This is a genomic window from Providencia sp. PROV003, from assembly GCF_045040775.1.
Classification (GTDB): Bacteria; Pseudomonadota; Gammaproteobacteria; order Enterobacterales; family Enterobacteriaceae; genus Providencia; species Providencia huashanensis.
Map to the genome: position 1 here is coordinate 1,789,718 of NZ_CP096369.1, position 12,057 is coordinate 1,801,774.

Genomic DNA, 12,057 nt, shown 5'->3' on the forward strand with positions numbered 1-12,057 from the left:
GCGAGCACTACCCAACGAAGAAGTTCACCACGCACAGCCATGACGTTAAGTGTCGTCTGATAAGAAGACACCTTCGGGTTGTGAGGTTAAGCGACTAAGCGTACACGGTGGATGCCTAGGCAATCAGAGGCGATGAAGGACGTGCTAATCTGCGATAAGCGTCGGTAAGGTGATATGAACCGTTATACCCGACGATTTCCGAATGGGGAAACCCAGTGCAATTCGTTGCACTATCGTTTGATGAATACATAGTCAAACGAAGCGAACCGGGGGAACTGAAACATCTCAGTACCCCGAGGAAAAGAAATCAACCGAGATTCCCCTAGTAGCGGCGAGCGAACGGGGAGCAGCCCAGAGTCTTAATCAGCATTAGTATCAGGAGAACGGTCTGGAAAGTCCGGCAGTAAAGGGTGATAGCCCCGTATCTGAAGATATTAGTGTTGTGAACTCGACGAGTAGGGCGGGACACGTGTTATCCTGTCTGAATATGGGGGGACCATCCTCCAAGGCTAAATACTCCTGATTGACCGATAGTGAACCAGTACCGTGAGGGAAAGGCGAAAAGAACCCCGGCGAGGGGAGTGAAATAGAACCTGAAACCGTGTACGTACAAGCAGTGGGAGCCTTGATTTATCAGGGTGACTGCGTACCTTTTGTATAATGGGTCAGCGACTTATATTCTGTAGCAAGGTTAACCGTATAGGGGAGCCGTAGGGAAACCGAGTCTTAACTGGGCGAATGAGTTGCAGGGTATAGACCCGAAACCCGGTGATCTAGCCATGGGCAGGTTGAAGGTTGGGTAACACTAACTGGAGGACCGAACCGACTAATGTTGAAAAATTAGCGGATGACTTGTGGCTGGGGGTGAAAGGCCAATCAAACCGGGAGATAGCTGGTTCTCCCCGAAAGCTATTTAGGTAGCGCCTCGTGAACTCATCTTCGGGGGTAGAGCACTGTTTCGACTAGGGGGTCATCCCGACTTACCAACTCGATGCAAACTACGAATACCGAAGAATGTTATCACGGGAGACACACGGCGGGTGCTAACGTTCGTCGTGAAGAGGGAAACAACCCAGACCGCCAGCTAAGGTCCCAAAGTCATAGTTAAGTGGGAAACGAAGTGGGAAGGCTCAGACAGCCAGGATGTTGGCTTAGAAGCAGCCATCATTTAAAGAAAGCGTAATAGCTCACTGGTCGAGTCGGCCTGCGCGGAAGATGTAACGGGGCTAAACTATGCACCGAAGCTGCGGCAGCGATATGTAAATATTGTTGGGTAGGGGAGCGTTCTGTAAGCCTGTGAAGGTGTACTGTGAGGTATGCTGGAGGTATCAGAAGTGCGAATGCTGACATAAGTAACGATAATGCGGGTGAAAAACCCGCACGCCGGAAGACCAAGGGTTCCTGTCCAACGTTAATCGGGGCAGGGTGAGTCGACCCCTAAGGCGAGGCAGAAATGCGTAGTCGATGGGAAACGGGTTAATATTCCCGTACTGGTGATAATTGCGATGGGGGGACGGAGAAGGCTAGGCTGGCCGGGCGACGGTTGTCCCGGTTTAAGGATGTAGGCAGGTGAATTAGGCAAATCCGGTTCACTATATGCTGAGGTCTGATGACGAGTCACTACGGTGGCGAAGTAGCTCATGCCCCGCTTCCAGGAAAAGCCTCTAAGCTCTAGATTATCATTAATCGTACCCCAAACCGACACAGGTGGTCAGGTAGAGAATACTCAGGCGCTTGAGAGAACTCGGGTGAAGGAACTAGGCAAAATGGTGCCGTAACTTCGGGAGAAGGCACGCTGGCGCTAGGTGAAGTGGTTTACCCATGGAGCTGAAGCCAGTCGCAGATACCAGCTGGCTGCAACTGTTTATTAAAAACACAGCACTGTGCAAACACGAAAGTGGACGTATACGGTGTGACGCCTGCCCGGTGCTGGAAGGTTAATTGATGGGGTTATCCGTAAGGAGAAGCTCTTGATCGAAGCCCCAGTAAACGGCGGCCGTAACTATAACGGTCCTAAGGTAGCGAAATTCCTTGTCGGGTAAGTTCCGACCTGCACGAATGGCGTAATGATGGCCAGGCTGTCTCCACCCGAGACTCAGTGAAATTGAACTCGCTGTGAAGATGCAGTGTACCCGCGGCAAGACGGAAAGACCCCGTGAACCTTTACTATAGCTTGACACTGAACATTGAGCCTTGATGTGTAGGATAGGTGGGAGGCTTTGAAGTGTGGACGCCAGTCTGCATGGAGCCAACCTTGAAATACCACCCTTTAATGTTTGATGTTCTAACGTTGCCCCGTTATCCGGGGTGCGGACAGTGTCTGGTGGGTAGTTTGACTGGGGCGGTCTCCTCCCAAAGAGTAACGGAGGAGCACGAAGGTTGGCTAAGCATGGTCGGACATCATGCGGTTAGTGCAAAGGCATAAGCCAGCTTGACTGCGAGAGTGACGGCTCGAGCAGGTACGAAAGTAGGTCTTAGTGATCCGGTGGTTCTGAATGGAAGGGCCATCGCTCAACGGATAAAAGGTACTCCGGGGATAACAGGCTGATACCGCCCAAGAGTTCATATCGACGGCGGTGTTTGGCACCTCGATGTCGGCTCATCACATCCTGGGGCTGAAGTAGGTCCCAAGGGTACGGCTGTTCGCCGTTTAAAGTGGTACGCGAGCTGGGTTTAGAACGTCGTGAGACAGTTCGGTCCCTATCTGCCGTGGGCGTTGGAAGATTGAAAGGGGCTGCTCCTAGTACGAGAGGACCGGAGTGGACGCACCACTGGTGTTCGGGTTGTCATGCCAATGGCATTGCCCGGTAGCTAAGTGCGGAAGAGATAACCGCTGAAAGCATCTAAGCGGGAAACTTGCCTTGAGATGAGTCTTCCCTGACCCTTTAAGGGTCCTAAAGGAACGTTTAAGACTAAGACGTTGATAGGTTGGGTGTGTAAGCATAGCGATATGTTGAGCTAACCAATACTAATGAACCGTGAGGCTTAACCTGACAACACCGAAGGTGTTTTAGAGATTGAGAGATGAGGTTGATTCAATGAGCGTGAGAAGCCGAGAGGCGAGGGACACAGCAGCTTGTTCAAGATTACAGTTCTGGTTTAGTGACGAAATGTACTAAACGGGAACAAACCGAATTTGTCTGGCGGCAATAGCGCGGTGGTCCCACCTGACCCCATGCCGAACTCAGCAGTGAAACGCCGTAGCGCCGATGGTAGTGTGGGGTCTCCCCATGTGAGAGTAGGGAACTGCCAGACATTAAATTAGTGAGAAAGCCACCCATTGGGTGGCTTTTTTGTGTTTGGGGAAACCGAAATCACGCAATTTAGGGAGAGAGGCCTACATCGTGTGTTTATCGTTAAAGGTGATAAGGTAATCAGTAGTCCACTGAGGGGTTGAGCTAGTAGGCGGTATAGCCTGATTGCGATAAGTATTATTGTTTAGTCTCGAGTTGCCCCCTCGCAATAGCACAAACTACAAATTTGATAAGATAAGATGCACCTGATTTGATATACTGGTAGGCGATATCTTATCAAGCTGTAATAGGGTATTGATTATTTCATTGCAATGTAGGGATATGAGACGTGGCGAAAAGAACTTATTCTGTTCGATATATTGCAGGTGAACCTGCAAAACGTATTCAACCTACACCTGTACATATGTTAGGGGAATCCCTTCCAATTGGTATGCCGTTATTTGCTGCTGGGGAAACCTTAGATGTCGTTACTTGGAACATATATAAACAGCAGCGTCCAAATTGGAAAATAATGCTACGTGAGTTAGTGGTCGATAGAAAACTAATCTTACTGCAAGAAGCTCAAATGTCCCCAGAGTTAATTTCTTTTGCTGCTTCACATCAATTGATCGCTGACCAAGTCCCTGCTTTACCTTTTTCTCCTCATCCTGCGGGTGTAATGACATTGGCAACATCACATCCAATTTATTGCTGCCCATTGAGGGAGAAAGAGCCTTTATTACGTTTAGCAAAATCAGCTTTGATTACGGTTTATCCATTACCGAATGGTAAGCAATTGATGGTAGCGAATGTGCACGCAATTAATTTTAGTTTTGGGGTAGATGTCTACACTAAGCAACTAAATAAGCTTGGAACGCATATTAGTAAGCATATGGGGCCGGTACTCCTTGCTGGTGATTTTAACGCATGGAGTCGTCAGCGAATTAATGCACTAAAACGCTTTATTCGTTCTGTTGGCTTAAAAGAAGTTACCTATAATTTAGATTTACGGACAAAAGCTTTTGGTCGGCCATTAGATTTTATGTTTTATAGAGGTTTGAAGCTTAAAGAAAGTCGAGTGTTACAAACAGATGCTTCTGACCATAATCCAATCATCACTCAATTTGATTTGCTTAAGTAAGATCTTTTTAAGAGTTTCCCACCTTATTTATCTCTGAAACTATTGTAGATTTTATTATCAACTATAGCTGGAGATAGTTCATTGAAGCGATTATTACCTATAGCCTTATTATTTTGTGCATACCATGTTATGGGAAAAAATAATATCGAGCTAGCGAAACAAGCAGAACTACTACCCCGTTTGGTTATTTATGATCCGGCTTATCGTCAGATTGAATATCCTAATGGTGATGTCCCTGAAAATTATGGGGTGTGTTCTGATGTGATTATCCGTAGTTATCGGAAGATCGGAATTGATTTACAAAAATTATTACATGAAGATATTAAAACTAATTTTAATCAATATCCAAGTCAGCGTATTTGGGGTTTACGCAAGCCAGATAGAAATATTGATCATCGACGAGTCCCTAATTTAGAACGTTTTTTTACACGAAAAGCTACTGTAAAACAAATTACCAATAATGGGCAAGATTACTTTCCAGGTGATATTGTTTCGTGGCGTTTAGATGATGGTCGACCGCATATTGGAATTGTGACCACTATTAAGCTACCTGATAGCCAACGGTATTTGGTAATGCATAACATTGGTTATGGGCAGGTGGCAGAAGACGTGCTATTTAAGTGGAAGATTGTAGGGCACTACTCGTATTAGCATCTTTTTATCAAATGGTTAGTGACACTGATGACTGTTTATTTAAATAAACAGTCAATTAATAACATTTGAATTTATCGGATAAAATTATTTAATATATGAAAGTAATTAGTTTTTCTTGTTGTTTTTTCAATTATATGCAATTTATTGTATAAGTTATTATTGGAATTAAACTATATTTATTAAGTGTAAAGCACGGTGATAAGCGATTTATTTGTCGAGTTGTTTTATTTCTTAAGGATTAAATGCCATGAAAAATATAGTTATTGTGGGTGGTGGTACAGGTGGTACCATGCTAGCTAATATTTTAGCTAGAAAACTTAATAAAGAAATTTTTTCGAAAAAAATAAAAATAACCTTAATAACAGATAACCCTATACACTATTATAAGCCGGCATTTATGTATGTGGCTTTCAATATGTTTTTTAAAGATGAGTTAAGTCGTCCAGAGCGTGAATTATTGAGGCCTGAAATTGAATTAGTTATTGATAAAGTAGATTCATTTAATTTTAAAGATAAAGAATTATATTCGATAAATAATAAAAAATACCATTATGATTATTTAGTGGTTGCGACAGGTTGTGTACCTAAACCTGAACGAATTGAAGGGCTAAAAGATATTGGTAATCACTTTTATGCCTATGATGCTTCTCGTAAATTAGCAGACCAACTTAGTAAAATTGAAAAAGGTCGTATTTTTATTACAGTTTCTTTTCCTGAAACGCCGAATGTACCTCACCAGTGTGGCATTGCTCCTATGGAGACAACACTGATGATTGATGAGTTCTTACGTAAACGCCGGGTTAGGGATAATATTGAAATAGTTTATACCTACCCAACCGTGTCACAATTATTACGTAACTGTTTATTTATGCAGCAGCCTGTTTGTGAAGTTATTCCAGAAATATTTACTATTAAAAATATTCAAGCACAGAGGGGATTTACATTAAATAAAGTCGATCCCGATAAAAAAATTGCATACTCAAAAGAAGGGGATGAACAGCCTTTTGATTTATTGATTAGTACGCCGCCAATCACCGCAGTAGAAGCAGTAATTAATACAGGATTAAGTGAACACAATAATGGTGAGGGATGGTTACCTACAGACCATGAAACTATGCAAGTATATGGTATAGACGGTGTTTATGTTATAGGGGATACCGTTGATTTACCGATTAGTAAAGCAGGAGGCAGTTGCCATAACCAAGCTGCAATTATTGCAGATAACATTTGTGGTGAATTAATTTATGGTTATCCGGCGGCTATATATGATGGACGAGTTCAGGCAGTTGCTCAAATGGGGTTAACAGCAGGAATGCCTTTGCAATATGATTATAAACACGATGTTATTCCGACTCCTCCAACTAAATTAGGAGGGTTACTGAGAAATGGCTTCAATAGGGGTATCTATTGGGCAGCTATTCGTGGCTTAGTTTAATGAGGAATTTAAAATGTCGAATAATGAAACTCAAAGTAAGCTTGTTGAGCTACTTAGCTCAGAATCAGGTAATCATCTTGCTGAAAAATTAGCACCATTATTACAATTAAATCGCTTAGATAATATTGTTGATTTACTGTCATTAGTTTCTGACCTTATTGATATCTTAGATAACAGTACAGTAGAAAGATTGTCAAATTCATTTGAAGATACTTTGGTTCCTGTATGGGAATTAGGTACAGCATATAACATGGCTAAAATGGAAGGTGTATATGATAGTAAAAACCCAAATTTTCGTTCAGTGTATGCTTTATTAAAAGATCCTGACACATTACGTGGAATTAGTACGGTTTTACGGACTTTGCAAATTGTCGGATCTCGATTATCTCAATCCCAAGGAGGGTGATTTTTAGGAGGTGGTATGAGTTTAGATATAAAAAGTTCTTTTGATACACGGGCAATTCATAGCCATTATGATGCAAACCAACATTTAGGTTCATTAGCAGCACCCATTTATCAAACATCAACTTATGTATTTAAAAGTGTGGAAGAGGGAGGTGCCTATTTTAGTGGTGAAAAAGAGGGGTATATTTATACTCGGATTAATAACCCGACGCTAACTTTACTAGAAAATAGGATCGCTTCTCTTGAGGAGGCAGAGGCTGCTGTTGTGTTCTCTTCAGGTATGGGGGCGATTACAGCGACTTTTTGGACATTGTTAAACCCTGGTGATGAACTACTAGTGGACTTAACCGTTTACGGTTGTACCTATGCTTTTTTTCATCATGGATTAGCTCGATTTGGTGTAAAAGTGCGTCATATTGATATGAGCGATCCAAATAATGTGGCTAAAGCGATCACTGATAAAACTCGGATAATATTTTTCGAATCACCGGCTAACCCAAATATGCGCTTAGTTGATATTGCAGCCGTGAGTGAAATTGCTCATCGAAAAAAAGTATTGGTGGCTGTCGATAATACATACTGTACGCCTTATATCCAAAAGCCAATTACACTTGGTGCTGATATTGTTATTCATTCTTTGACTAAATATATGAATGGTCATGGGGATGCAATGGGTGGGGCAATAGCGACTTCCGCAGAGTATGCGAAACAAGTAAGGTTAGTTGGATTGAAAGACATGACGGGGGCATGCTTATCTCCTCATGATGCGAATTTAATTCTTAGAGGGGTGAAAACGCTACCTGTTCGCATGGAACGGATTGTTCAAAATACGCATAAAATTGCTGAATATTTGCAGTCTCATCCGCAGATAAAGTCAATAATGTATCCAGGATTACCGAACTTTGAACAATACCAATTAGCTCAAAGACAAATGAAGTTAGCTGGGGGGATTATTGCCTGCGAGTTAAAAGGCGGAATCGAAGCCGGCAAACTGTTTTTGAACCGCCTCAAGCTATTTTCAAGAGCGGTGAGTTTGGGAGATTGTGAGTCATTAGCTCAACACCCTGCTAGCATGACCCACTCGACCTATACTCGAGAAGAAAGGTTGAAATATGGTATTAGCGATGGGTTGATTCGGCTTTCTATTGGTTTAGAAAACGTGGATGAGTTAATAGACGATATTCGTCAAGCTATTGAGCCATAATAAAAAATAGCCCTATATGGAATAAATATAGGGCTATTATATTTTTAGGTTAGCGCTTTTGGTAAGAACGCATAATAAAGAAAGCAATACTGAGTAAAGCAACCCAAACAAAGCCGACGATTAATGCGACCTGAGTATCTTTAAAGAAGCCTAGCAATGCGATAACAAACACCATGAATGCAATAGTGAGAGCAGGGCCTACAGGCCAGAAAGGTACTGGAAATTTTAGTTGTTTTACTTCTTCTTGGCTCATTTTTCGGCGCATAGCAACATGAGATAGTAAGATCATAAGCCATACCCAGACGGTCGCGAAGGTTGCAATAGATGCAATAATCACGAAGATTTTTTCTGGTAATAGGTAGTTAAGGTAAACGCCCAATAACATTACGACAGACATAACCAGTACAGTTACCCATGGAACACCACTTTTTGTTAGTTTGGTAAAGACTTTTGGCGCTTGCCCATCTTGAGCCATGCCGTACATCATGCGGCCAGCACCAAAAATATCACTGTTAATCGCAGAAATTGCGGCGGTGATAACGACAATATTCAAGATATTGGCTGCTGATTGAATACCTAAGCTATCGAAAATTTGTACAAATGGACTACCGTTTTGGCCGATTTGATTCCATGGGTAAATACACATCAGGATAAATAGTGTTAAACCATAAAATAGTAATATGCGAATAGGTACAGCATTGATGGCTTTAGGAATGGTTTTTTCTGGATTCTGGGCTTCACTTGCGGTAATACCAATGACTTCAATACCGCCAAACGCAAACATGACGATAGCTAAAGAGGCGATGACTCCCTCAATGCCGTTTGGCATGAAACCACCGTGTTCCCACAGATTTTGTAGCCCAACTTCGTGGTTGGTTTCTTGACCAAAACCATAGAACATTAAGAATGCACCACCAACTATCATACCAATGATGGCACTGACTTTTATGATAGAAAGCCAGAATTCCATTTCGCCAAAGATTTTGACATGACATAAATTGAGCGCACTAATAAATAGTACGATACTTAATACCCATACCCACTGGTCGACATGTGGGAACCAGAACCCCATGTACATCCCGAAGGCGGTAATATCAGCTAAGCAGACAACCAGCATTTCAAATACATAGTTCCAGCCAGTGAGAAAGCCAGCTAGAGGGCCCATATAATGACTTGCATAGTGAGAGAAAGAGCCTGGGACGGGGTTATGCACCGCCATTTCACCGAGGGCACGCATTACCATAAACACGGCTGCACCGCCTAACATATAGGCAAGTAATACTGCAGGCCCAGCAGCCTGAATGGCTGATGCTGAACCGTAAAACAGCCCTGTACCAATCGCTGAGCCTAAGGCCATAAAGCGAATGTGCCGAACACTCAGCCCCTTTCTGAGTTGATTTTGTTCACTACTTTGCATGTCTTTTCCTGTCATTGACTTTGTTTTAATATATTGTACCGAATATAGTTTCGGTTTCGTTGATTTAATTGATGTACTTTCCTGAACGCAAGGTGATTACATTATCACAAAGTGCATTGCCCGTGAGATAGATATCTGCAATATAATATGCGCTAAATGGATTATTCTAGGAGCAGTATGAAGTACCCAATTAATGAAATCTTCCAAACAATACAGGGGGAAGGTGTTTTCACTGGTGTCCCAGCAGTATTTATTCGTTTGCAGGGCTGCCCTGTTGGTTGCAGTTGGTGTGACACTAAACAAACTTGGGATAAGGAACCTGCAAAAGAAACCACTTTGGGCGATATTGCATTGAAAACACAAGATAGTGATTGGTGGGCGATGTCTGATGCGGATGGGTTGGTCCAATTGATGCAAAAAAGTGGTTTTACCGCGAAACATATTGTGATCACGGGCGGAGAACCTTGTATTTATGATTTAACATCATTGACCGAGGCTTTGGAGAAGCAAGGGTATCAATGCCAAATTGAAACGAGTGGGACTTACCCAGTTCAATGTACAGAAGAGACTTGGGTGACGGTATCACCAAAAGTAGGTATGAAAGGCGGATTGAAAGTACTTAGCCAAGCGGTGGATAGGGCTAATGAAATTAAGCACCCAGTTGCGCGAGAAAAAGATATTGAAGCGCTTGAAAGAATTTTAGCATTACGTACTGTGGATGCTCCACCTATCGTTGCATTACAACCGATTAGCCAAAAGGCGACAGCAACGAAATTGTGTATTGACACTTGTATACAGCGTAATTGGCGTTTATCGATTCAAACGCATAAGTATTTGGATATTCAATAATAAAAAAATAACGATGACTTTGCATCGACCCCCAATAGTTGAAAAACAATCATTGGGGGCTTTAACATTATCTAAATGGTTGGTTTAACGGCACTTCAGGATCGGGCTCGTGAGTAATACGGTTACGTAAGTCACGACGAATAATCTCAATAGACCAAAACCAAATTAAATGGCCAAATATTTCTGAAACATTCTCGTACCATGGGAGGTCGAAAAGTGGAGGGGTGAGCCCCATAAGAGGGAATGAAATCATATGGACAAATAATTGCGCCAGTGCACCCGCTAATAACCCTTGCCATAGCTTAATTTTAGGGAATATTTCAGCAACAATGCAATATCCGACAGCAAACACGATAGAAAATAGGATGTGAGTAACACCCACTGAATTAAACACGTGCCCTGCAAAGGTGTAAACCGCAGAATTAGGGTCTGCAATTCCTAACCAATCTCTTAAGAAAATATAAGGTGGATTTAGAAAATTACGTGAGCAGTCAATTTGTTCTGCTGCGCGGATCAGAGTTTCAGGCGAGCAAGCCGCGTTGAACATATCTGTTGGGCTTCTTGGCGGTAATGGAACTTCAGCGCCCCATTTGACAAACGATGAGACAATACCTGCGATTAAACCGATAAATGCTGCTAATCCATAACGTCTTCTGGATTTGGGTGTTTGTTGAAATAGATTCATTTTCCCTGCCTTATTAAAAGTAAATAATGGTAAATAATAGATCAGGTTATAATTTGATGCACTATGTCAAATTAAAGTTTTTATGTTCTTTATGCCAGAAAACTTAAAATAGTCGTCAATGGCCTCTTTTTATTTATATTGTTGCAAAAATGTAAACTTTTCAGTGACTTCATTTTTACGAAGATAGAAAATGCCCGTGGTTGCTTCACTTCTTGCTTATACTTTAGCGGCAACTCTTCTTACCTTAATCTTAGGTCTTGATACCAGATTAACCACTGCCACTTGATAGCGGTTGGAAAGCTTTTCATATGGTGTGTTAGGGAGTGCTTTATCTGAGGGGGGATTATTATTTACTGCATAATTAGCGATAAGTCGAAGAGAAGGATATAGAGATTTTTGCCCCTCATTTATTTTCAAAACCGATTAGGCTTGCCACTAAACCAGCAGCCTGAGGGGCTTGTATCCCTATATAAATGAATTTTATTTTTACCCAGCTATCAAAATAGTTACGGGAAATACTATTACCTTTTTAGAACTTGTATTTTTAAGCCTGCCCGCGATAAACGCAGCCTGCATTGCAAGTTTCTTTAACGGTGACTGCACTTAATAAAGGTAAATGTGGTTTAGTTTGTTGCCAAATCCATTGTGCTAATACTTCACTTGTTGGGTTTTCTAGCCCTTTGATCTCATTTAAATAATGATGGTCTAGTTGTTCCCAAATAGGCTTAAATACCGCTTTCACATCAGCAAAATCAATAATCCAACCACTCTGTTTATCAACTTCCCCAGTAATTTCTAAACGCACCATGAAAGAATGCCCATGCAGACGACCACACTTATGACCAGCGGGGACATGGGGAAGTTTGTGTGCAGCTTCGAACGTAAAATCCTTATAGATTGTTGTGCTCATATATCATTCCTTATTGTTAATAAACAGCGCATTGTACTGTATTTTTAGCTAAAAATGTCTTTATTTGCCAAATTATTACTAACCGCTTTTATGGATATGATCCATCTGCTAATTGCTTTAGGCT

9 protein-coding genes and 2 rRNA genes are annotated in these 12,057 nt (G+C 41.9%); 8 read left to right on the plus strand and 3 right to left on the minus strand.

Going from position 1 to position 12,057, the window contains the following annotated elements; genetic code table 11:
• Nucleotides 1-84: 84 nt before the first annotated feature.
• The 7 genes from M1F14_RS08225 to megL all read left to right on the plus strand — a co-directional run bounded on the left by M1F14_RS08225 (nt 85) and on the right by megL (nt 8,072).
• Nucleotides 85-2,993 (plus strand): 23S ribosomal RNA (locus tag M1F14_RS08225).
• Between the two features lie 146 nt (nt 2,994-3,139).
• A 5S ribosomal RNA gene (gene rrf, locus M1F14_RS08230) occupies nt 3,140-3,255 on the plus strand.
• 327 nt (nt 3,256-3,582) lie between these two features.
• The gene (locus M1F14_RS08235; RefSeq protein ID WP_042848949.1) at nt 3,583-4,374 is read left to right on the plus strand and encodes an endonuclease/exonuclease/phosphatase family protein; all 792 of its coding nucleotides are present in this window, start codon (nt 3,583-3,585) and stop codon (nt 4,372-4,374) included.
• A gap of 129 nt (nt 4,375-4,503) precedes the next feature.
• Complete coding sequence (locus M1F14_RS08240) at nt 4,504-5,025, plus strand: DUF1287 domain-containing protein (RefSeq protein WP_094301239.1); 522 nt, start codon at nt 4,504-4,506, stop codon at nt 5,023-5,025.
• A 250-nt stretch (nt 5,026-5,275) separates the two neighbouring features.
• Nucleotides 5,276-6,463: an FAD/NAD(P)-binding oxidoreductase gene (locus M1F14_RS08245; protein WP_042848947.1), complete on the plus strand. Its 1,188-nt coding sequence runs from the start codon at nt 5,276-5,278 to the stop codon at nt 6,461-6,463.
• Nucleotides 6,464-6,476: 13 nt separating this feature from the next.
• Nucleotides 6,477-6,869, plus strand: coding sequence for a hypothetical protein (locus M1F14_RS08250; protein ID WP_048608213.1), 393 nt, complete (start codon nt 6,477-6,479; stop codon nt 6,867-6,869).
• A 15-nt stretch (nt 6,870-6,884) separates the two neighbouring features.
• On the plus strand, nt 6,885-8,072 hold the full coding sequence (gene megL / locus M1F14_RS08255) for a methionine gamma-lyase (protein ID WP_071548563.1): 1,188 nt from the start codon (nt 6,885-6,887) through the stop codon (nt 8,070-8,072).
• Nucleotides 8,073-8,121: 49 nt separating this feature from the next.
• On the opposite strand, the gene M1F14_RS08260 is transcribed toward megL, so the two are convergent.
• Nucleotides 8,122-9,489, minus strand: coding sequence for an amino acid permease (locus M1F14_RS08260; RefSeq protein WP_042848944.1), 1,368 nt, complete (start codon nt 9,487-9,489; stop codon nt 8,122-8,124).
• 177 nt (nt 9,490-9,666) lie between these two features.
• Here M1F14_RS08260 and queE point away from each other — a divergent pair, with 177 nt between their 5' ends.
• Entirely contained in the window at nt 9,667-10,338 is a 672-nt protein-coding gene (queE, locus tag M1F14_RS08265; RefSeq protein WP_042848943.1) for a 7-carboxy-7-deazaguanine synthase QueE, read from the plus strand.
• A 67-nt stretch (nt 10,339-10,405) separates the two neighbouring features.
• On the opposite strand, the gene M1F14_RS08270 is transcribed toward queE, so the two are convergent.
• Both M1F14_RS08270 and queD read right to left on the minus strand, forming a co-directional pair.
• Nucleotides 10,406-11,023 (minus strand): YagU family protein, encoded by a 618-nt coding sequence (locus M1F14_RS08270; protein ID WP_042848942.1) that lies wholly within the window; start codon nt 11,021-11,023, stop codon nt 10,406-10,408.
• 544 nt (nt 11,024-11,567) lie between these two features.
• Nucleotides 11,568-11,933: a 6-carboxytetrahydropterin synthase QueD gene (gene queD / locus M1F14_RS08275; RefSeq protein WP_042848941.1), complete on the minus strand. Its 366-nt coding sequence runs from the start codon at nt 11,931-11,933 to the stop codon at nt 11,568-11,570.
• Nucleotides 11,934-12,057 lie beyond the last annotated feature (124 nt).

Coding starts and splice junctions, on each gene's coding strand:
- M1F14_RS08245 (WP_042848947.1), top strand. CDS start 5,276: ATGAAAAATATAGTTATTGTGGGTGGTGGTACAGGTGGTACCATGCTA.
- M1F14_RS08260 (WP_042848944.1), bottom strand. CDS start 9,489: ATGCAAAGTAGTGAACAAAATCAACTCAGAAAGGGGCTGAGTGTTCGG.
- M1F14_RS08250 (WP_048608213.1), top strand. CDS start 6,477: ATGTCGAATAATGAAACTCAAAGTAAGCTTGTTGAGCTACTTAGCTCA.
- megL (WP_071548563.1), top strand. CDS start 6,885: ATGAGTTTAGATATAAAAAGTTCTTTTGATACACGGGCAATTCATAGC.
- M1F14_RS08270 (WP_042848942.1), bottom strand. CDS start 11,023: ATGAATCTATTTCAACAAACACCCAAATCCAGAAGACGTTATGGATTA.
- M1F14_RS08240 (WP_094301239.1), top strand. CDS start 4,504: ATGGGAAAAAATAATATCGAGCTAGCGAAACAAGCAGAACTACTACCC.
- queD (WP_042848941.1), bottom strand. CDS start 11,933: ATGAGCACAACAATCTATAAGGATTTTACGTTCGAAGCTGCACACAAA.
- queE (WP_042848943.1), top strand. CDS start 9,667: ATGAAGTACCCAATTAATGAAATCTTCCAAACAATACAGGGGGAAGGT.